At 63.2% G+C, this 21075-nt stretch carries 20 protein-coding genes and 1 tRNA gene; 14 read left to right on the top strand and 7 right to left on the bottom strand.

The window, feature by feature from the left end:
* The first annotated feature begins 10 nt into the window (after positions 1–10).
* Complete coding sequence (locus tag NRS07_RS14310) at positions 11–1237, top strand: pyridoxal phosphate-dependent aminotransferase (protein ID WP_259208046.1); 1227 nt, start codon at positions 11–13, stop codon at positions 1235–1237.
* Positions 1238–1272: 35 nt separating this feature from the next.
* The gene (locus tag NRS07_RS14305; protein WP_259208045.1) at positions 1273–2607 is read left to right on the top strand and encodes a homoserine dehydrogenase; all 1335 of its coding nucleotides are present in this window, start codon (positions 1273–1275) and stop codon (positions 2605–2607) included.
* 24 nt (positions 2608–2631) lie between these two features.
* Here NRS07_RS14305 and NRS07_RS14300 read toward each other — a convergent pair whose 3' ends face one another.
* Positions 2632–2814 (bottom strand): hypothetical protein, encoded by a 183-nt coding sequence (locus tag NRS07_RS14300; RefSeq protein WP_259208044.1) that lies wholly within the window; start codon positions 2812–2814, stop codon positions 2632–2634.
* A 264-nt stretch (positions 2815–3078) separates the two neighbouring features.
* Between NRS07_RS14300 and NRS07_RS14295 the strand changes: the two genes are divergently transcribed.
* Positions 3079–4965: an MFS transporter gene (locus NRS07_RS14295; protein WP_259208043.1), complete on the top strand. Its 1887-nt coding sequence runs from the start codon at positions 3079–3081 to the stop codon at positions 4963–4965.
* Positions 4966–5115: 150 nt separating this feature from the next.
* Positions 5116–5192 (top strand) — tRNA-Pro (locus NRS07_RS14290).
* 82 nt (positions 5193–5274) lie between these two features.
* Here NRS07_RS14290 and NRS07_RS14285 read toward each other — a convergent pair.
* From NRS07_RS14285 to NRS07_RS14270, 4 genes are all read right to left on the bottom strand, one after another.
* Positions 5275–5925: a PEP-CTERM sorting domain-containing protein gene (locus NRS07_RS14285; RefSeq protein ID WP_259208042.1), complete on the bottom strand. Its 651-nt coding sequence runs from the start codon at positions 5923–5925 to the stop codon at positions 5275–5277.
* 177 nt (positions 5926–6102) lie between these two features.
* Positions 6103–6672 (bottom strand): HAD family hydrolase, encoded by a 570-nt coding sequence (locus NRS07_RS14280; protein WP_259208040.1) that lies wholly within the window; start codon positions 6670–6672, stop codon positions 6103–6105.
* Positions 6673–6781: 109 nt separating this feature from the next.
* A complete protein-coding gene (locus NRS07_RS14275) occupies positions 6782–8185 on the bottom strand; it encodes a glycosyltransferase (RefSeq protein ID WP_259208036.1) in 1404 nt (467 codons plus the stop codon).
* 25 nt (positions 8186–8210) lie between these two features.
* Positions 8211–9206: a glycosyltransferase family 2 protein gene (locus NRS07_RS14270; protein WP_259208034.1), complete on the bottom strand. Its 996-nt coding sequence runs from the start codon at positions 9204–9206 to the stop codon at positions 8211–8213.
* A 245-nt stretch (positions 9207–9451) separates the two neighbouring features.
* Between NRS07_RS14270 and NRS07_RS14265 the strand changes: the two genes are divergently transcribed.
* A complete protein-coding gene (locus NRS07_RS14265; protein WP_259208029.1) occupies positions 9452–10882 on the top strand; it encodes an aldehyde dehydrogenase family protein in 1431 nt (476 codons plus the stop codon).
* Between the two features lie 14 nt (positions 10883–10896).
* Here the strand turns inward: NRS07_RS14265 and NRS07_RS14260 are convergent, their stop codons facing one another.
* Positions 10897–11697, bottom strand: a complete 801-nt coding sequence (locus NRS07_RS14260) for a hypothetical protein (RefSeq protein ID WP_259208028.1) — start codon at positions 11695–11697, stop codon at positions 10897–10899.
* A gap of 342 nt (positions 11698–12039) precedes the next feature.
* On the opposite strand from NRS07_RS14260, the gene NRS07_RS14255 reads away from it, so the two are divergent.
* The 7 genes from NRS07_RS14255 (at position 12040) to NRS07_RS20300 (ending at position 18285) form a co-directional block, all read left to right on the top strand.
* The gene (locus tag NRS07_RS14255) at positions 12040–12351 is read left to right on the top strand and encodes a KGG domain-containing protein (protein WP_259208027.1); all 312 of its coding nucleotides are present in this window, start codon (positions 12040–12042) and stop codon (positions 12349–12351) included.
* Positions 12352–12566: 215 nt separating this feature from the next.
* On the top strand, positions 12567–12932 hold the full coding sequence (locus tag NRS07_RS14250) for a hypothetical protein (protein ID WP_259208026.1): 366 nt from the start codon (positions 12567–12569) through the stop codon (positions 12930–12932).
* A gap of 42 nt (positions 12933–12974) precedes the next feature.
* Positions 12975–14096, top strand: coding sequence for a M14-type cytosolic carboxypeptidase (locus tag NRS07_RS14245; RefSeq protein WP_259208024.1), 1122 nt, complete (start codon positions 12975–12977; stop codon positions 14094–14096).
* Positions 14097–14100: 4 nt separating this feature from the next.
* Positions 14101–14574 carry a CYTH domain-containing protein gene (locus NRS07_RS14240; RefSeq protein ID WP_259208022.1) on the top strand — a complete coding sequence of 158 codons (474 nt, stop codon included), beginning with the start codon at positions 14101–14103 and terminating at the stop codon, positions 14572–14574.
* Complete coding sequence (locus tag NRS07_RS14235) at positions 14571–15734, top strand: serine hydrolase (protein WP_259208020.1); 1164 nt, start codon at positions 14571–14573, stop codon at positions 15732–15734. The genes NRS07_RS14240 and NRS07_RS14235 overlap by 4 nt, the downstream gene beginning before the upstream one ends.
* A gap of 279 nt (positions 15735–16013) precedes the next feature.
* The gene (locus NRS07_RS20305; RefSeq protein WP_307729896.1) at positions 16014–16985 is read left to right on the top strand and encodes a TonB-dependent receptor plug domain-containing protein; all 972 of its coding nucleotides are present in this window, start codon (positions 16014–16016) and stop codon (positions 16983–16985) included.
* Positions 16903–18285 carry a TonB-dependent receptor domain-containing protein gene (locus NRS07_RS20300; protein ID WP_307729895.1) on the top strand — a complete coding sequence of 461 codons (1383 nt, stop codon included), beginning with the start codon at positions 16903–16905 and terminating at the stop codon, positions 18283–18285. The genes NRS07_RS20305 and NRS07_RS20300 overlap by 83 nt, the downstream gene beginning before the upstream one ends.
* Positions 18286–18330: 45 nt before the next feature.
* On the opposite strand, the gene NRS07_RS14225 is transcribed toward NRS07_RS20300, so the two are convergent.
* Positions 18331–19584, bottom strand: a complete 1254-nt coding sequence (locus NRS07_RS14225) for a DUF2863 family protein (protein WP_259208018.1) — start codon at positions 19582–19584, stop codon at positions 18331–18333.
* Positions 19585–19807: 223 nt separating this feature from the next.
* Between NRS07_RS14225 and NRS07_RS14220 the strand changes: the two genes are divergently transcribed.
* Positions 19808–20494 (top strand): Fe2+-dependent dioxygenase, encoded by a 687-nt coding sequence (locus tag NRS07_RS14220; protein WP_259208016.1) that lies wholly within the window; start codon positions 19808–19810, stop codon positions 20492–20494.
* Positions 20491–21009, top strand: a complete 519-nt coding sequence (locus NRS07_RS14215) for a GNAT family N-acetyltransferase (RefSeq protein WP_259208014.1) — start codon at positions 20491–20493, stop codon at positions 21007–21009. Before NRS07_RS14220 ends, NRS07_RS14215 begins: the two co-directional genes overlap by 4 nt.
* The last annotated feature ends 66 nt before the right edge of the window (positions 21010–21075 follow it).

Genomic DNA, 21075 nt, shown 5'->3' with positions numbered 1-21075 from the left:
AGGGGATATTTTGCGACCGATTCTGAAATCCAACAAGCTGGACGACGTCTGCTACGAAATTCGTGGTCCGGCCCTGGAACAGGCCCGCCAGATGGAAGACGACGGCCAAAAAATTATCAAGCTCAATATCGGCAACCTCGCCGTATTCGGCTTCGATCCTCCCGACGAGATCGTGCACGACATGATCCGCAACATGCACGGCGCGGCGGGTTATACCGACTCCAAGGGTATGTTCGCGCCGCGCAAGGCCGTCATGCACTATACCCAGGGAAAGAACATCGCTGGCGTCGGTGTCGACGACATTTACCTGGGTAATGGCGCTTCGGAACTGATCGTCATGGCGATGCAGGGCCTGCTCAATACCGGTGACCAGGTGCTGGTGCCGGCGCCCGATTACCCGCTATGGACCGCGGCGGTCAGCCTGGCTGGCGGCGCCCCGGTGCACTATATGTGCGACGAAGGCGCCGGCTGGCTGCCGGATATCGACGACATGCGGCGCAAGATCACGCCCAATACCCGCGCGATCGTCGTCATCAATCCGAATAACCCGACCGGCGCCCTGTATCCGCGCGAAATCTTGCTGGAAATAATCGAGCTGGCACGCCAGCACCAGCTGATCGTGTACGCCGACGAAATCTACGACAAGACCCTGTACGACGGCGAAGAACACCTGTCGATGGCCGCGCTGGCCGACGACGTGCTGTTCGTGACGCTCAACGGCCTTTCCAAGAACTACCGTTCCTGCGGCTACCGCGCCGGCTGGATGGTGGTATCGGGCGAGAAGCGCCATGCGAAAGACTATATCGAAGGCCTGAACATGCTGGCCTCGATGCGCTTGTGCGCCAACGCGCCGGGACAATACGCGATCCAGACCGCGCTCGGCGGCTACCAGAGCATTGCCGACCTGGTCGGCCCTGGAGGACGCCTGCTGAAGCAGCGCGACCTCGCCCACAAGCTGCTTACCGATATTCCGGGTGTGTCTTGCGTCAAGCCAAAAGCGGCGCTGTACATGTTCCCCCGCCTCGATCCGAAGATGTACCCGATCGCGGACGACCAGCAATTCATCTGCGAATTGCTTTCCGAGGAAAAAGTGCTGCTGGTGCAAGGCACCGGCTTTAACTGGATCGCCCCGGACCATTTCCGGCTGGTGTTCCTGCCCAATTCCGACGACCTGACCGACGCCTGCGGACGCATCGCGCGCTTCCTCGACGGCTACCGGCGGCGCCATGGGCGTTAGCCCACCGGCCTGACCCTGAGAGAAAAGAAACCCATATGAAACCCATCCGAGTTGGCCTCCTGGGCATCGGCACCGTTGGTGCCGGCACCTTCAACGTCCTGCAACGCAACCAGGAAGACATCCGTCGCCGCGCCGGCCGCGGCATCGACATTGTGATGGTGGCGGCGCGCAATACCGAGCGGGCGAGGGCGCTGACCGGCGGCCAGGTGGACATCGTGAACGACCTGTTCACGGTGGTGAATGACCCCGGCATCGATATCGTGGTCGAGCTGATCGGCGGCGTCGAACTGCCGCGTGAACTGGTGCTGCAAGCCATTGCCAATGGCAAGCATGTGGTCACCGCCAACAAGGCACTGCTGGCACTGCATGGCAACGAGATCTTCGCGGCGGCCCAGGAAAAGGGTGTGATGGTGGCCTTCGAGGCGGCTGTCGCCGGCGGCGTGCCAATTATCAAGGCCTTGCGCGAAGGCCTGAGCGCGAACCGCATCGAATCGGTGGCCGGCATCATCAATGGCACCACCAATTTTATCCTGTCGGAAATGCGCGACAAGGGACTGGATTTTGCTACCGTTCTGAAGCAGGCTCAAGAACTCGGCTATGCCGAAGCCGATCCGACCTTCGACATCGAAGGCGTGGACGCCGCGCACAAGCTGACCCTGATGTCCGCGATTGCCTTCGGCATTCCGGTGCAGTTCGACAAGGCGTATATCGAAGGCATCAGCCAGTTGCAGGCAGTCGATATCCGCTATGCCGAACAATTGGGCTACCGCATCAAATTGCTGGGTATTACGCGTCGTACCCGAACCGAAAGTGTCGACGGACAGGTTGGCGAGGGCATCGAGTTGCGCGTGCATCCGACCCTGATCCCGAGCGCGCGCCTGATTGCCAATGTCGAGGGCGCGATGAATGCGGTGCTGGTGCAGGCCGATGCAGTCGGCGCTTCGCTGTATTACGGCAAGGGTGCGGGAGCCGAACCGACCGCGTCGAGCGTCATTGCCGACCTGGTCGACGTGACCCGCCTGGCCACGGTCGATCCGTATTGCCGCGTGCCGCATCTTGCCTTCCAGCCGAACCAGATGACCGACGTCGCGATCGTGCCGATGGCCGAGATCACGACCAGCTACTACCTGCGCGTGTATGTGAAAGACCAGCTCGGCGTGATGGCCGACCTGACCCGGATCCTGGCCGACGGCGGCATCTCGATCGACGCCATGCTGCAAAAAGAGCCGGGCAACCAGGTCAACCTCGACATCATCATGCTGACCCACCAGACGCGCGAGAAAAATATCGACGCGGCGATTGCCAAGATCGAGGCCTTGCCGGCCGTGATCGGCAAGGTCACCCGCATCCGGCTCGAGTCGCTCAGTTAAACCGAGCGGCGCCCTAGCGTCGACTCAGTTCAGTGGCAGGTTCATGGGCGGCAGGCGGTACCCCGTCATCACCCCCTGGAAGGGCAAGGCGGAAGCTTCATCGTCGTCGATGAACGCGCAGGCCAGGGCCTGCATGTCGTGCTCGATGTGGTCGAACAGCGCGGTGGTCACGCTGGCGTAGCGAAGGAGGAAGTCGGTGGAAGTCATCCGCGGATTCTACCTGCGCTGCGCTGCAGCATCCGGGCGCGTACGCTCCGGCTTGAGACGCTTCAATTGCCGCCTCGATGCCCGCGCTGGGAGGGCGGCGTCGCTTGCAGACCGACGCAGTCCATGCCTATTGTCGCGCCCGTAGCGCCAGCCGCGACTTTGGGTGGTATCCGGGGCGCCATGTCTGACAGAATGCAACAAGCTCAGCCTGACTGTTGCGGTGTACTGTAGATTACGTCTTTCCGTGTTCAACGAACCCACCGCATGAGCCAATCGAGCCAGTTTTCCCTGCTGACGCAGCGCCGTTTCGGCCCCTTTTTCTGGACCCAGTTCCTGGGCGCCTTCAACGACAATCTGTTCAAGACCGCGCTGCTGGTCGTGCTGACCTATGACGCGCTGAGCTGGACCACGATCAGCCCCTCGCTGCTGAACAACCTGATCCCTGGCCTGTTCATCCTGCCCTTCGTGCTGTTTTCGGCAACCGCCGGGCAGATTGCCGACAAGTTCGACAAGGCGCGCCTGGCAAGGTTCGTCAAAGTGCTGGAAATCGTGATCATGCTCATCGCCGGTATCGGCTGGATGACCCAGACGCTGTGGCTGCTGATCGCGGCGGTGGCTGGCATGGGCCTGCACTCGACCCTGTTCGGGCCGGTGAAATATGCCTATCTGCCGCAGCAGTTGAAACCCGACGAGCTGGTCGGCGGCAATGGCGTTATCGAAATGGGCACCTTTGTCGGCATCTTGCTGGGCGAGGTCGCCGGCGCCCTGCTGGTGGCCTACAAGCCCTGGGGCATCGAACTGGTCGCGGGCGGCACGCTGTTTTTCGCCGTGCTCGGCCTGCTGGCGAGCTGGCGCATTCCGCCTTCTCCGGCTCCGGCGCCGGAGCTGAGGATCAGCCGCAACCCATTCGCGGAATCGGTTCGCAACCTGGCCTTCTCTAGGCAGAACCGCACTGTATTCTTGTCAATGCTGGGCAATTCCTGGTTCTGGTTCTATGGGGCGCTGTTGCTGTCGCAATTCCCGGTATATGCCAAGGATGTCCTGTATGGCGACCATAGCGTGTTCGTGCTGCTGCTGACGGTGTTTTCGCTCGGCATTGGCGCCGGCTCGCTGCTGTGCGAAAAGCTTTCTGGCCACAAAGTCGAGATTGGCCTGGTGCCTTTCGGCTCGATTGGCCTGTCGGTGTTCGGCATCGACCTGTATTTCGCCAGCCTGGGTGTGAGCAATGCCGTCACGGTCGACGCTTTTGCCCTGGTTGCCTTGCCTGGCATGTGGCGCATCCTGCTCGACCTGATGTTGATCGGCGTTTTCGGCGGCTTCTACATCGTGCCGCTGTTCGCGCTTATCCAGACCCGTTGCGACCCGAAACATATTTCTCGAACTATTGCAGGCATGAACATCCTGAATGCGCTCTTCATGGTGGCGGCGGCCGGCGTAGCCATCGCGCTGCTGAGCCAGGGCTTTACCATTCCCGAAATGTTCCTTGTCACGGCCTTGCTCAATGCCTGCGTGGCGGTTTATATCTTCTCGCTGGTGCCGGAATTCTTGATGCGCTTCCTGGCCTGGATGCTGATCCATACCGGCTACCGGGTGCGGACCGTCGATGCCCACCGCATCCCCGAGCAGGGCGCGGCGGTGCTGGTGTGCAACCACGTGTCCTATGTCGATGCCCTGGTGATCGGCGCCGCCAGCCCGCGCCCGATCCGCTTCGTGATGGACCACCGCATCTTCAAGACGCCTTTCCTCGGCTGGATCTTCCGCGCCGCCAAGGCGATCCCGATCGCGTCGAGCAAGGAAGACCCCTTCCTGATGGAGCGCGCCTTCATCGACATCGCCGAGGCCCTGCACGAGGGCGAGCTGGTTTGCATTTTCCCGGAAGGCAAGCTGACCGATACCGGCGAGATCAACGCATTTCGCGGCGGAATCGCCCGGATCGTGGAGCGCAGCAAGGTGCCGGTGATCCCGATGGCGCTACGCGGTCTGTGGGGCAGCGTGTTTACCCGCGATCCATCGAATCTGTTCGAACGCTCGTTCGCGCGCGGCATCCGCTCGAAGCTGGCGCTGGTGGTGGGCGAGCCGGTGGCGCCGCAGGCCGCCTCTCCCGAGCATTTGCAGGAGCAGGTACTGGCGCTGCGGGGGGATTGGAAGTAGGGCGGCTACGGCGGCTGGCGCGTGACGCCGCATGACCGCGTGGCCGCCACGGCAACTTGCGCAGCGCCTGCGCCAGCGCAAGCGGCCATTGCAAATCCATAACAAAAATTCGAGCATTCCCGAGGAGCTCTGATATAATTTCAAGCTAGTCGGGGCGTAGCGCAGCCTGGTAGCGTACGTGCATGGGGTGCACGGGGTCGGAGGTTCGAATCCTCTCGCCCCGACCAATAGAATGATTGAGTTCCAGTGTGAGCTGGCTAAGTGAACAGCCCCGGCATGATAGAAATCTATCGTGCCGGGGCTGTTTTTTTATGCCTGCTCGGTTACTGGGGAGCTCGATTTTTGCCGCGTGCGGCGCTGGCATGCGAGTAGGCCTCCGGCCAGTCCTATCAGAGCCAGGCTGGTGGGTTCCGGAACTGTCTGCATGCTGTCGTTGCGAATCAGGAACAGCCCAGTTGCCGCATCGGTCAGCCCCGACGGCTGAGGAGCGTTGGTGGCGAAAGTGCGCGCGCAAGTAAAATAGGCCGGGCAGTCAGGGCTGGGAACACTCGATTCTTCTCGGATCGTTGCCGAGACATGCCAACCGATACCCACACCGATCGCACCTTGATCACCATTGCTGAACCAGGTTCCTGCACTAAAGCCGTTCGGTGCGGTGCCGCCAAGTTCAAAGATGAAGCTGCTCGCGGGACGGTTGTTGACCCTCCAATCGCTATCTCCAACAGCAATTCCAAAACCGTCGAGCAAACTGCCGATCTCCTGGCTTGATGCGAGGCGATACTTGCTGTTCCACCCTCCTGCGCCGGCCATGAACGCATTCATGTTGATGCCGGCAGTCTCGGACAGCTTCAGCCAAGTGCGTGTACCATCGCTGTATTCGTCTGGCTGAATAAGGGACGCCTGGGCGCTGAGGTGACACGCTGCCAGAGCAAGGCTCAATACAAATTTGAGGCCGAACATACCAATCCTTAAAAAGTTGATGTAACCAACACTATGCAATTTTAGTGCCAGGGAAACACCCTTTTTAAATCAAGGACCTGCGGAAAGCGCTGTAAGACCGCGGCGGGAGCTGTAAGAATTTCCGACAGGATTTTTGGAGAGCCTGCTGTCTTCGGACGGAACATGCTGCTGGTCAGGCTAGCCTTGGCGCGCCGCACCATGGCTGGCAATCAGCACCGCCGCCGCATACAAATCCGGCGCCATTCGCGTTGGCACCCGTCGCGGTCCCAGCCGCCACTCGGTTTCGTTGCCATTGTCGATCAGCAGCGTTCGGCAGCCGGCGCGGTTGCCGGCTTCTACATCATGCAGGATGTCGCCCACCATCCAGGACGAGCGCAGGTCGATGCCGTGCTCGTGCGCCGCTTTCAGCAGCATGCCCGGCGAAGGCTTGCGGCAGGCGCAGACCATGGCGTAGTCTCCTACCGTGCCCAGGGGGTGATGCGGGCAGTAGTAGAAGCCATCCATTGTCAGGTGTTCGCGGGACAGCAAGTCGGCCAGCCGGTCGGCGACCGGGCCCATCGCGTCTTCGTCGAAACAGCCATGCGCGATGCCGGACTGGTTGGTCACGACGAAAAAGCGGTAGTCGAGCCTGGCCAGCAGCCGCAGGGCTGCGCCGGCGCCGCTCACCAGGCGGATGCGGCGCGGCTCGACGTTATAGGGCAGGTCGTCCACCAGGGTGCCGTCCTGGTCGAGAAAGACCGCCTTCATGGCGCGTACGCACATGGCGACCGGCGTGAACCGCCTGCCGGACCGGTGGCAGGGATCGGCCGGGCAAGGGTGAAGCAGGGGAGTCTTGTCTTCATTGCGCGGGGAATACTCAGGTTGGATGGGTGGCCAGGAGATTTTCTTGTACGACGTCGGCGTAAATGGCATGCAGTTGCGCCGCAAGCTGGTGCCAGGTGGCGTGCTCGCAAGCGCGGCGCCGGCCGGCTTCGCCCATGGCGCGCGCCAGTTCTGGATGGCGGTGCAGCCGCGCCAGGCGCTCGGCCAGCGCTTCGGGATCGCGCGAGGGAACCAAAAAGCCGGTCACCCCGTCGTCGATTGTGCTCTTGATGCCACCTACTTCGGACCCGACCACCGGGCGCGCGCAGGCCATGGCTTCGATCGGGGTGATGCCGAAAGGCTCGTACCAGGGCGTGCAGGCGAATACCTCGGCAGCGCTGTAGTAATCGCGCAGCGTGGCGCGCGGCCGCTGGCCGGTAAAGCGCACCTGGGCTGCGATCCCGAGCCCGGTCGCAAAATTGCGCAGCCGCGCCAGTTCCGGGCCAGTGTGGTCACTGGCGACGCCGGCTTCGCCTCCCACGACCAGCAGCTGGGCACCGATGCCATGACGGTGGCGCAGCATGGCGAGGCCATGGATGACGGTATCGACGCCCTTGCGCGGGGCGATGCGTCCGAGCTGGAGCACGATGAAACGGCCGGGCTCGAGACCAAGCCGGGCGCGGGCCTCGGGCATCGGCACCGGCCACAGTTCTGCAGGTGAAAAGCCGCGTGGAACAAGCTCGATGCGGGAGCCCGGCATGCCGCAGCCTTCGCCATGCAGTTGTCGCAGGTCGCTGCGCTCTTGCGGGGACTCGGCAATGATGCGGTCGGCTGCCCGCACGAGCTCGCCTTCGATACGGGCGCGGGCCAGGGCCAGGGCTTCGCCGGCGAGCCGGGCACGCTGTTGGGCCCGGCCCGGCGCATGCAAGGTAAGCACGAAGGGCAGGCCGAGCGCGTCTTTCAGGTGCCGGGCGACCATGCCTGCCATGAAGAAGTAGGCGTGTGCGATATCGTAGCGACCGGGCTGGCGCCGCACGAAGCGGGCGACGCAGCGCGAGAAAGCATCAGAGAAGGCATCAATTCGGTCCGGCCTCAAGTCGGCGCAAACAAGGCCCGGTGGGCCGGCTGGTATGCGGATGAGGCGAATGCCCTTGCCCAGCTGTGCCAGTTGGTGCGGCCCCGGGGTGACGCGGCGCGTGAAGATGTCGACTGCATGGCCGGCACGGGCCAGTTCATGGGCAAGCTGGACCAGGTGGATGCCTTGTTCGACAGCAGGAGCCGTGCATGGTGCGCTATCCGACGCGGTACCCGACGCGGTACCCGACGCGGTATCCGGCGCGGTACCCGACGCGGTACCCGACGCGGTATCCACTACGGCGCAATCGCCGATCAGGGCGATGCGCAGGCGCCGAATCGGCGTACGTGATGCCGCTATTGTCTCGATATCGCCGAGTCTCATGCTCGCCCCCGCGCCATGCCGGCTCTTAAGCGAAGCGGACGCGGTAGCGCACCGCGCCGGCCAGTCGCCAGAACACCGTCAACAGCGGCAGCAAGGCCGAGGTGACGACCATCTCGGCCACGTGCGAGGGCGTATGCGCTGCACCGCGCAGGCTGTGCGCGCAGCGCCGGGCGGTGAGCAGCAGCCAGGCACCGAATGCGAGCGCCGCCATGATATCCATGCCGAGCAGCGCGCTTACCAGGGCCAGCAACAGCACCCCGGCCACCACATAATTGTCCCAGGCCGGGCTCGGCTCTACCTTCTGGCGGTACAGGGCAGGGTGCTTCTTGTACAGCAGGGCGTCGAATTCTTCGTGGCGAACCCGCAGCAGGCTCTGGCCCCAAGGTGCCGGACCGACCGGGTGCAGCGCCAGCGCCACCGGAGCCTGGGCGATGGCGATGCCGTGCTCGAGCAGGCGAAAATACATGTCGGCGTCGCTGCCACGGATGTCGAAGCGCTCGTCGAAGCCGCCGAGGCGCTCGAGTACCGGCTTGCGCAAGAAGCAGCTGGCGCTGGTGAAATCGGCCGCTTCAAGCGCGTGCGCGCCGGGCTGCGCATCGGCCGGGTGGGGCGCTATCAGCGTCTGGACCCGTCCGCAGACGACCTCGGTGCGGTCGTCGCAGGCGGCCAGGCCGGCGGCCAGCCAGCCGGGCTCGGGCACGACGTCGTCGCGCGTGAAGGCGACGATGGGCGCGCGCGCCACCCGCCAGCCGCGGTTGAGCGCAGCAGGCGGACCACCCGGCCCGGGATTGGCCACATACGACAGCCGTGGCCCACGGTCCAGCGTACGGGTGCGCCAGCCGGCGACCAGGTGCAGAGTGTTGTGGTTGGGCTCGTCGTCGACCACGATGATGTCGTAGCGGCGCGGATGGAACTGCTGGCGCACCAGCGCATCGAGGCAGCGGTCGAGCAGGTCGATGCGGCCACAGGCATGCACCACTACCGAGACCGCAATTTTAGCGTCATCTTTTATTGCAGACATGATGGATCTCCACTGCAGGGGCCAATGCCGTCGCGATGTGCGCAAGGCAGGGCGTGTTGTGTGAAGTTGGAGTCGGGCGGCGACGGCCGGGTTCCCTTCGGCGGCAGCGCCTTGGAGCTGCATCAAGGCCCTGTTCGGTTGCGGACGCAAGCAGGTCGCGGCGGACTGGCGGCGAACCTGCGACCGTCCCGGTTTGCTACACTGGCGGTTTGTGATGTTCTTGATAACGGGATAACGGGACCGACATGAAACAACTGTATATCGCCGGCCGCTGGGTCGATGGCGCCGCCATGACCACCACGCGCAGCCCTTCCGACCGCAGTGACGTCGTGGGCGAGTACGCCAGTGCCGGGGCCGAGCAGGCCGCGCTGGCCGTTGCCGCGGCACATGACGCGGCGCCAGGCTGGGCCTTGTCGGGGGTGCAAAGTCGCGCGGACGCGCTCGACGCAATCGGCAGCGAGCTGCTGGCCCGCAAGGGCGAGCTGGGCGCACTGCTGGCGCGCGAAGAGGGCAAGACGCTACCCGAAGCCATCGGTGAAGTCGGGCGCGCCGGGGCGATCTTCAAGTTCTATGCGCAAGAGGCCTTGCGGGTGCGCGGCGACCGGCTGGCCTCGGTGCGACCCGGGGTCGAGGTCGATGTCTCGCGCGAGCCGGTCGGCGTGGTCGGCATCATCGCCCCCTGGAACTTCCCAATCGCAATTCCAGCCTGGAAGATCGCGCCAGCGCTTGCCTATGGCAACACAGTCGTGTTCAAGCCGGCCGAACTGGTACCTGGCAGCGCCTGGGCGCTGGCCGAGATCATCAGCCGTGCCGGCCTGCCGCCGGGTGTGTTCAACCTGGCAATGGGGCCGGGCAGGGTGGTGGGCGAAGCCATGCTGAACGACACGCGCGTGAACGCCATCAGCTTCACCGGCTCGACTGCCACCGGAGAACGCGTGCTGCTCGCCTGCGCCCGGCGCCGCGCCCGCGTGCAGCTCGAAATGGGAGGCAAGAACCCGCTGGTGGTGCTGGCCGATGCCGACCTCGATCTTGCAGTGGAGGTGGCGATCCAGGGCTCATTCTTTTCCACTGGCCAGCGCTGCACGGCGTCGTCGCGCCTGATTGTCGACGAAGCCATCTATGGCCGCTTCATAGAAGCCATGGCAGCGCGCATGGCGGCGCTGAAGGTCGGCCACGCCCTGGGGGCGGGCATTGACATCGGCCCGGTAGTTGACACCTCGCAGCTCGAGCAAGACCTGTCGTACATCGCGATGGCAAAAGAAGAAGGCGCGCGCCTGGTGTGTGGCGGCGAGCGCCTGCAACGCGAAACCGACGGCTATTTTCTTAGCCCGGCGCTGTTCGCGGATTGCGATCCGGGCATGCGCCATGCGCGCGAAGAAATTTTCGGTCCGGTCGCCTCGGTGATTCCGGCCAAGGGCTACGAACATGCGCTGGCGCTGGCCAACGATACCGAGTTTGGCCTGACCGCCGGCATCTGCACCGCCTCGCTCAAGCACGCCAGCCATTTCAGGCGCCATGCGAAAGCCGGCATGGTGATGGTCAACCTGCCGACCGCGGGCGTGGACTACCACGTGCCGTTTGGCGGCACCAAGGCATCAAGCTACGGCCCACGCGAGCAGGGCAGTCATGCTGTGGAGTTCTTTACCACGGTAAAGACGAGTTATACAGCGCCGTAGAGACCAGGCGCTGTTCAGTAACTCCGGGAAAACCCCGTATCGTCATCCATCTTGCGGTCACCCGCCAGCTGGTTCGCACCCGCGGGACTTTTCGGCAAGCCGCCAGCAAGGTCGTTCGACTGGTGTACCGGATTTTTTTCTGCATCCCGGCCCTGTGCCGGGTGCCATGCCGGCTCGTCGTTGCCTGGGCCAGTGTTGCCCGGGCTGCGCGGCAGGCCGCCGGCGCTGTAGTTCGACTTGTGCACGTGAAGACTTCCCTCGTCGCGCACGTCGCCGTGCTCGGTGCCTTGCTGCGCGCTGTCCGACGCTTGACCGTCCTGTTGCCGACCGTGCTCCTGATTGTCCTGCGGGTGTGCTGTTGCCATGCCTGTCCCTTCGCCGCCATTCGTGGCGCTTTGCTGGTTGGAATAAAAGGATTGTTCGGCCACGCCCGGTGCCTGATAGGTTCCGGCTGCCATATCGTGATGGCGCCCAAGCGATCCGCCCTGTAGCTGCGGATGCGCCGGGTTCTGCGGGTTCATCCGATCCGCGACCTGACTGTTGTCGTGCTGTTGTGCCGACGGCGCCAGCAGGTCGGTGCCGGAATGCGGATCGCGGCGACCCACCGGCTGCTCAAGCCTGCCCCAGGCGTCCGAATGCAGTGCCATCTGACGCTGGTGGCTGTCGTTGATACCTTGCTGGGGACCGGTGTCACCCAACGGGTAGGTATGGTCTGGCGGACCGCTGGTCGTCGTACCCTTGGCCCCAGGCGTCCATTTCTCATTCGCGCCATTGTCGGTCTGATTATTCATCTCGCTACGTTCGTTCGCATCCATATCGACTCCGTGTGATGGTGGGCGGCGAGCTGTTCTTTAGGCATGCGCGCGCGCCGCCTGACAAGGACATGATGCGCGTGTCCGCGCAGTTCCAGTATAGGAAGACGTAGGGGGAACGTGTAGGACTGTCACTGAAGGGTTTGTTGTCGACTGGAAGTAGAGTTTCGCATGTGCATTTTCTGTCGCGTGAAGTCCTACAAAGTCATCTGATAGCGTCCTATACCCTCATCCACCAGGCATGCCTAAGATGACTTTCGCCATCCGCTCATCTGGGAGCGTCAGCAGATGGTGCATTCCTGCCGCATGAAGCGGCGGACCAAAGTAAACTGGGAGAAGATGATCATGGCCTCGAGTAACCAAGGTAACAAGCAGGGAAGCAGCCAGGGTGGGAGCAGCCAGAGCAGCGGCACCCGCAACCGCGGATTCGCTTCGATGGATCCGGCGCGCCAGCGCGAAATTGCCAGCCAGGGCGGCAAGGCGGCTCACGCCAAGGGTACTGCCCACGAATTCACTTCGGAAGAAGCACGCCGTGCCGGAAGCATGAGTCATGGCAATCGCCAGTCGGCCAGTGCCGGCTCGGGTAGCGCATCGACTGCCTCCGCCAAGGGCAGCCGTGGCGCACAGGGGGGCAATCGCGGCGGCTCGAAAGAGTAGGCCCGTGCCATGACTGCGCCGGGCCGGTAGGCCCCAAGTAGTCAAGGGCGTCCTGATGGAAGTGCAAGGGGGAGCCAGGCAGGCTCCCCCGTTTTGTTTCCGATACCACACAATTTGACGAAGGGATGCGGTAGAATCGCTGCGCCTTTTTCAAACTTTTCAGCAGGGACATCGTCGTGAAACCAGCGGTAATTCGTCAAGTCAAAAGCCTCTCCATGTCATGCGACCGGGTCGGTAACCTGTTGCTCACCAAGTTCTCCACCAAGGGCGCCAGCGACCTGTGCATCCAGGTCCCTGCGACGATCGTGTTCTGGCTGCTCAAGCACCTGCCGGTAAACCGCGATCCGTCGCTGGCGCCGCCGCCAGCGCCGCCGGCCATCACGCAGCAGGATTGGGACAATCCCTACACCCCGCGCGCCGAATATGTAATGTGCAAGGAATTGCCGGGTGCAATCCGGATGCATTTCGCGCTCAACAGCAAGGAAGACCTGACGCTGGTGCTGGACCGCGCCAACGTCGAACTGCTGCGCCAGGTCATGACCATGTATAGCAAGGACCTGATCGACCTCGACGCACAGTGATCCTGGAGTGCGTTCGTTTGAACCGACAATGAAGGATTTACCATGCCCATCAAAATCAGCCAGACCTTCGATTCCGGCGCCATCGAGGTGCTCAGCGCGGACAACCCGAAAGCGATTGACCTGAACCTGCGCAAGGACTCGCACGCCGACATCCACCAGTGGTTCCATTTCCGCCTGCAGGGCGCGCGTGGACAGGCCTGTACCATGCGTTTTCTCAATGCCGGGCAGGCCACCTATCCCAAGGGTTTCGAGAATTACCAGGTGGCTGCGAGCTATGACACCGAGAACTGGTTCCGGGTCCCGACCAGCTTCGATGGGCAGGTCATGACGGTGCAGCATACGCCCGAGCTCGACAGCATCTACTACGCCTATTTCGAGCCCTATACCTGGGAACGCCACCTGCGCCTGCTGGGCGAAGTGGCCGAAAACCCGGTCGCCCGCGTGCATGACATCGGCACCACGATCGATGGCCGCGACATGAACCTGGTCGTGATCGGCAACCCGCAAGCGGAAAAGAAGATCTGGGTCATTGCGCGCCAGCATCCAGGTGAAACCATGGCCGAATGGTTTATCGAAGGCATGATGGACGCGCTGCTCGACAGCGCCAACCCGGTCGCGCGCAAGCTGTTGCAGCGCGCCGTGTTCTACATCGTACCGAACATGAACCCGGACGGCTCGGTGCGCGGCAACCTGCGTACCAACGCGGCTGGCGCCAACCTCAATCGCGAGTGGATGAATCCCTCGCTTGAGCGCAGCCCGGAAGTGCTGTGCGTGAAGAGCAAGATCCACGAGACTGGCGTCGACATGTTCTTCGACATCCATGGCGACGAAGCACTGCCGTACAACTTCGTGGCAGGCAACGAGATGCTGGCCGACTTCACGCCGGAACGCCAGGCGCGCCAGAGCGCGTTCGTGCAGCACTACATGGCGGCCAGCCCGGACTTCCAGAACGTCTATGGTTACGCAGCCAGCAAATACAACGAAGAGCTGTTGACCCTGGCGTCGAAATATATCGGCCACACGTTCAAATGCCTTGCGCTGACGCTGGAGATGCCATTCAAGGACAATGCCGACCTGCCGGATCCGCACACGGGCTGGAACGGCGCGAGAAGCAGCGCGCTCGGCGCGGCCATCCTGCAGCCGATCCTGCAGTCGCTGGACTGAGCCGATGGGCGTCGAGATCGAGCGCAAGTTCCTGGTCGCCGGCGATGCCTGGCGCGGTCTCGGCGTGGCGACCCGGCTGCGCCAGGGCTACCTCAACGCCGACCCGGCGCGCACGGTGCGCGTGCGCGTCGAAGGCGATGCCGGCCTGCTCACCATCAAGAGCAAGACTGTTGGCGCCAGCCGGGGCGAGTGGGAATACCCCATTGCGCTGCGAGAGGCCGAGGAAATGCTCGACATGCTGTGCGAGCGCCCGCTGGTCGAGAAAATACGGCGCCGTATCGAACACGCCGGCTTCACCTGGGAAGTCGATGAATTCCTGGGCGAGAACGCAGGCCTGGTGGTGGCCGAAATCGAGTTGCCCTCGGAAGACGCCGCTTTCGACAAACCCGACTGGGTCGGCCAGGAAGTCACCGGCGAGCAGCGCTACTACAACTCCAGCCTGATCCGTTTGCCTTTTTCCCAATGGACTACTGCATGACTGTCTTGTCCCGCCGCGGCATGCTGGCCCTGGCCTTGGGCGCACTGCTGCCGGCCGTGGCCGGCGCAGGCGCTCTGGCCCGAGCAAGCGGGCCTGCACCTTATTTTCCGCCGCCAGGCGAGTGGGCCCGCAAGTCGCCCGCCGAGCTCGGCATGGATCCGGCCGCGCTAGCGGCCGCCGTGCAGTTCGCGCAGTCGCGCGAAACCACGCGCGCAGTCGATTTTTCCGACCAGGAGGCGACGTTCGGTTCCCGCCTTGGCTCGATGCCGACCCGGCGCGCCGCCAGTTCCGGCCTGGTTATCTACAAAGGGTATGTGGTGGCGCAGTTTGGCGACACACACTTTGTCGACCCGACTTATTCAGTAGCCAAGAGCATGCTGGCCACCGTCGCCGGGGTGGCCGTACGCGACGGCCGCATCCAGGTCGACGAGCCGGTGGCCAGACGGGTAGACGACGGCGGCTATGCTTCTGCCCAGAACGCCGCGATTACCTGGAAGCAGCATCTGCAGCAGGAAACGGAATGGGAAGGCAGCCTGTTCGGCAAGAACGCCGACTTCATCGGCAAGGCCGCCTTTGGCGCGGGCGAGCGCAAACCGCGCGTGCTGGGGCCGCCCGGCAGCTTCTACGAATACAACGACGTGCGCATTAACCGTTTCGCACTGTCGCTGCTGCGCGTGTTCGGGCAAGCGCTGCCCGAGGTGTTCCAGCAGCAGGTGATGGACCCAATCGGTGCATCGAACAGCTGGAAATGGGTGCCTTACCATAACAGCTACGTCGACCTGAACGGCAAGCAGGTGCCCTCGGTCAGTGGCGGCACCCGCTGGGGTGGCGGCATGTGGATCGACTCCTGGGACTTGGCCCGCTTCGGCTACCTGTGGCTGCGGGGCGGGGCATGGAAAGGCAAGCAGATCATTGCGCCAGACTATGTGCAAGCCGCCTTGCGCCCAAGCGCGCACGGGCCGGACTATGGCTACCTGTGGTGGCTTAATACAAAAGGCAAGAACCTGCCTGGCCTTCCAGCCAATGCCTACGCGGCGCTGGGGGCGGGCAGCAACTCCATCGTCATCTCACCGGATCACGATCTCGTGATCGTCTGGCGCTGGCATGCAGGCAATGCCGCCGACTTCGCCGCCAAGGTAGTCGCGAGCATCCGGCACTAGCACTAGCACCAGCAGCAGCAGCCCAAGCCAGGTCATGGTCCCGATGCCTGGCGCGGGCCTGTACTCTTCCCTTAGTCCACTACCTGGCATCGAGCACCGGCTGCTTGCCGACTTGCCGACTTGCCGACTTGCCGACGTCCGTCATGACCATGCTTTTTTGTGAATGCGAATAATAATGATTCTCATTTACTTGACCGGATATTTTCTTTACAATAATTTTCATTGATGACCCATCCCGTCGTGGGATTCCCCCTCTTTGATCATTAAGGAAATGTTCGTATGCATACAATAAAAAGCCGCAAACACCGCCATTCTCCCGTCATGGGTACTGTCCTGGCGGCAGTATCGATGCCGATCGCAGCGCATGCGAACGAGGTGGGCATTGCGGCAGCCGACAACATCGCGCCGGCCACGACGGTCGAAATCGTCGGCAAGGCCGGCAACGCGGTGCGCGCCGAATACGCATCGTCGCCGAAATATACCGAGAAATTGGTCGATACCGCCCAGTCGGTTCAGGTCATCACGAAAGAACTCTACGAGCAGCAGGGGGCACTGACCCTGACCGAAGCGCTGCGCAACACCCCGGGCGTGGGCGCTTTCTTTCTGGGCGAGAACGGCAACACGAATACCGGGGATGCAATCTTCATGCGCGGGTTCGACACTTCGGGCAGCATTTTTGTCGACGGCGTGCGCGACGTCGGATCGGTCTCGCGCGATGTCTTCAACCTGGAGCAGATCGACGTCGTCAAGGGCCCGGCCGGTACCGACAATGGCCGTGGCTCGCCGACCGGCTCGGTTAATCTGGTGAGCAAGAAAGCGCACATGGCGCGGTCAGCCAATGCCTCGCTGACCGGCGGCAGCGCCGCGCAAAAGCGGGCGACGGCCGACCTTAATACGGTGCTCGACGGAGAAACCGGCGTCGCCTTGCGCCTGAACGTGCTAGCCCAGGACGCCGGCAATCCGGCGCGCGATGTGGTAAACAGCAAGCGCTGGGCGCTGGGCGCTGGCGCCGAGCCTCGGTTTCGGCCTGAACGGCCAGACCCGCGTGCATGCGGATTTTCTGCATGTGGATCAAGACAACGTTCCGGACGGTGGCGTGTCCACACTTGGTTTGCCGGGCTACACCAGTCCAGATCCGGCCCGACCTTTTGTTTCCTCCGCAGCAGCAGTGGACCCGAAGAATTTTTACGGTTCCACGGCAGACTACGACCGGATCAAGGCCGACATGGCCACCGTACGAGTCGAGCATGAATTCTCACCCAAGCTGCGCCTGCAGAACATCAGCCGCTACGGCAAGACCAGCCAGCACTATTTGTTGACCTCCTGGCTGGCCAATGCAAGCAACCTCAAGACGCCGCTGCAGGGCGATCCTTCCACCTGGACCGTGGCGCGCAACATCCGCACCATCAAGGACCAGGAGAACAAGATCCTGACCAACCAGACCACATTGACGTCGCAATTCGCCACCGGCGCGCTGGCGCACACCTTGGTGACAGGCCTGGAAATGACCAGCGAAAGCCAGCTCAACCAGGGCTATTTTCCGGCCAGCCTGGGCAGCATGCCGGCCGCCAATCTATACCGCCCGAACCCGCGCGACCCGGTGACCGGATTCAATCCCGTCCGCAGCGGCGCCTATCGAGAAGGCAGGATCGACACCCAGAGCCTGTATGTCTTCGACACCGTCAAGTTCGGCCAGCGCTGGATCTTCCATGGCGGCGTGCGTCTCGACCATTACAGTGGCGACTATACGGTGGTGGCGCTAGTCAACGATGTACTGGAGCCAACCCACTTTACGGTGGGCGACACGCTGGTCAACGGCAAGGCATCCTTGCTGTACAAGCCGACCGCCAACAGCAGTGTGTATGCGATGGTGGCGAGTTCGAAGCTGCCTCCGGGATCGAGTTTCACCGTGTCGGGCAATGCCAACAACGCCCAGAACCCGATCTACCGTCCGCAGGAGACCATGAGCCGCGAAATCGGCGGCAAGCTCGACTTGCTGCGGCAGAAGCTGTCGCTGTCGGGCGCGCTGTTCCGCACTGAAGTAAAAAATGAAGTCGAGCAAGACCCGGTCGACCTGCGCTACTACCAGACCGGCAAGAAGCGCGTGCAGGGCATCGAGCTGGGCGCAACCGGCGAACTGTCGCCGGGCTGGCTGCTCAGCGCAGGCTACCTGGTCATGGATACCAGCGTCGAAGCCGGTCGCATCGTGACCGCGGCGGGTGAGAACACGCTCACCTACACGCCCAAGAGCGCGTTCACGGCCTGGACCTCGTATGACCTGGGGCACGGCTTGACCGTGGGCGGTGGCGCCCGCTTCAGCGACAAGCTGATGCGCGGCACCGACGGCGCCATCGGCACTCCGGTCCACGCCGGTTCGTACTGGGTAGTCGACGCCATGGCCTCGTACCGCATCAATGCCCACCTGGACCTGCGCCTGAACGTCTATAACCTGGGCGACGAAGCTTACGTGGCAGCCATCAACAAGAGCGGCTACCGCTACACCCCGGGAGCGCCGCGCGCGGCGAGCCTGACGGCTAACTTCAGGTTCTAGCGCCTGGCGCCGGACCGGGCCAAGGCACCGGCCTGCGCAGCCGCATTAATGGAAGTGTTCGGTTCCTGCGGGGGCATCTTCCGGCATCTCGGCATGCACCAGTTCGCCGGTCGGATCGGCGAACAGCGGCGCGCCGCAGTCGTCGCAATACTCGGCGACATAGCGTTCACCGATGCGTTTGATATGCGAAATGCCGGCCTCGTTGAGGTGGGCCACGATGTCGTTGATCGGGGTGGGCGCGGCCGGGCCGATGGCAAACGGACCTTCCATCGGCGTGCCGTTTTCGTCTTCCTGGCCGTAGAGCGGCCAGACGATGCCATACATGACGTCGGTGTCCTGGCGGATCGTGAACGACACGCGGTATTCGTCGATCTGGATATCCGCGGCTTCTTCGCCGAAGCCGGCAATGACGGCGCGCAGGTCGGAGGCTTCGACGTCGAGCGTATGGGTCAGGTAGTGCACGGCAGCGCGGATCGAGATCGGGCGGATCAGCTTGTCTGCTTCGCGGCAAGCCACATAATAGGCCTCCGGCAGCAGCAGCTCGACGCCGCAGCCCGGCAGCAGGCGGGCGATGTTGGCGGTACCCTGGGCGCGCCATTGCTCCAGTGCGCGGTTGCGCTCATCGGCAAAACCGATGTGATGCTGTGGTTCTTGCCAGCGGAACATCGGTGCACCCTGCGGCGCGATGACCGCCACCAGCAGGTAGCGGGTGTCGGCCAGGAAAGGCGCGGTTTCCTCGGCCTGCGCGGCCGGCTTGACCGCGCCGCCCTTGTGAGCAGCCGCGGCCAGCTTGTGGGTCAGCGCATAGGTTTCGGCATGGGTGCGCGGCAGCTGGTCGATCGAGTACAGGCTGGGCGACATGGCAATGCGGGTGTCGGCGGCCAGCAGGTGGGCCGAGAAGTGCGCCTGCAAGGTGGCCAGCATCTCGTTGGGCATATTGCCCGAAGCGATATTAAAACGGGTCCAGGCAAGCACCGGCGCAGCTACCAGCAGGGCCTGCCAGGTCACTTCCTTGCCGTCCAGCTGTTCCACCATGGTAGCGGACTCGCTGACCGCCTCGACCGCATCCATCAGCACGTCGTACGAAGCGAGATCGTCCTTGAAGAGGGCGTTCAGCGCGGCGTCAATGCTGTCCTGGTGATTAGTTTTAAGCAACTTTTGCAGTTGCGTGTCCAGCTGGCGTTCCCAGGTCCGTTCCTCGACGCGGCTGGCGGCCTGCATGATGGCTTGCGCGACGCTGACGAGACGCTGGCTTTCGACGGACAGTTTCGGAGTTGAATCTTTGGAAGGACGACGCATGGCGCTGGGGGTTCTCTTTTTGGTGGATGGTCTTGAAGGTCATGATAAACCCTTGTCTCGGTTATTGTAGTTGATTCAGCTACATGCCATGACACAAGCTCGCCCTGTACCGGACCAAACTCTGGAGCACGGCGCGTTGGCGCTTGCAAAAAGGCTGGATAGAATCGATAATGAGAATAGTTCTCATTAACTTACTTGTTCACAGATCAAGAAGGATAGGCCCATGATGCTGCATATCCCCGGCGTGCTGACACCCGAACAGGTTTCGGCGATGCGCGCGCGCATGGAAGCGGCGCCCGACTGGGTCGACGGCCGCGAAAGCGTCGGCGCGCAAGGCGCCCCGGTCAAGCGCAACCGCCAGCTCAGGGAAGGCTCGCCCCTCAGCGTCGAGCTCGGGCAGATGGTCAGTGCGGCCTTGCTCGCCAACCCGCTGTTCTTTGCGGGCGTGCTACCGCTGCGCGTGCTGGCACCGTACTTCAATGCCTACGGCGGGGGAGAACACTACGGCCCGCACGTCGATGGCGCGGTGCGCGCCCAGCGCGGCGGCTTGCCGCCCGTGCGGGCCGATGTCTCGACCACGGTGTTCCTGAGCGCGCCCGACGACTATGACGGCGGCGAACTCGAGGTGGCCGATGCCTACGGCACCCACCAGGTCAAGCTGCCGGCCGGGGACGCAATCGTCTACCCGTCGGGGAGCCTGCACCAGGTGCTGCCGGTCACGCGCGGCGAGCGCCTGGCATCGTTTCTCTGGACCCAGAGCATGGTGCGCGACGACGCCAAGCGGGCGCTGCTGTTCGAACTCGATACCAACATCCAGCAACTGCGCGCAGCGCATGGCGAGAGCGCGCAGACCGTCGGGCTCACCGGGCATTATCACAACCTGCTGCGAATGTGGGCGGAGGTAGCATGACGCTGTTCCCGCCCACCCATGCCGACGCCGCAGCGCTGCTGGCCTTCGAGCTGGACAATCGCAGGTTTTTCGAGGCGACAATCAATGCCCGTCCCGCCGGCTACTATGGGCTCGATGGCGTGCAAGCCTCGATCAGCAGTGCCATGGCCGACGCCATGGTCGACCGTGGATACCAGTATCTGCTCAAGGACGACAACGGGACGATCCTGGGCAGGGCCAACCTGAGCGCGGTGAAGCGGGCACATTTTCACTCGGCCGTGCTGGGCTACCGCATTGCCGAATCGGCCTGCGGCAAGGGCTGCGCCAGCGAAGCGGTACGCCAACTGCTCGGCATCGCCTTCGGCAAGCTGCGCCTGGCCAGGATCGAGGCCGACTGCCGGATCGACAACCTGGCATCGGCGCGCGTATTGCTGCGCAATGGATTTGTCCAGTTCGGGCATTCGCGGCGCAGCTTCGAGCATGGGGGCGGGTGGCATGACCGCTTGCATTTCGAGTGTCATGCGCCGCGAGGGTAAGAACGCGCGCCCTGATGCTTAAAAAATAAAACAAAAGGCCGGAGCCCAAAGGGATCCGGCCTTTTG

This window comes from Massilia sp. H6, assembly GCF_024802625.1.
In the GTDB taxonomy this organism is placed as follows: Bacteria; Pseudomonadota; Gammaproteobacteria; order Burkholderiales; family Burkholderiaceae_D; genus Telluria.
Note: the sequence above shows the minus strand (reverse complement) of the source record. Positions and strands in the feature narration are given on the sequence as shown.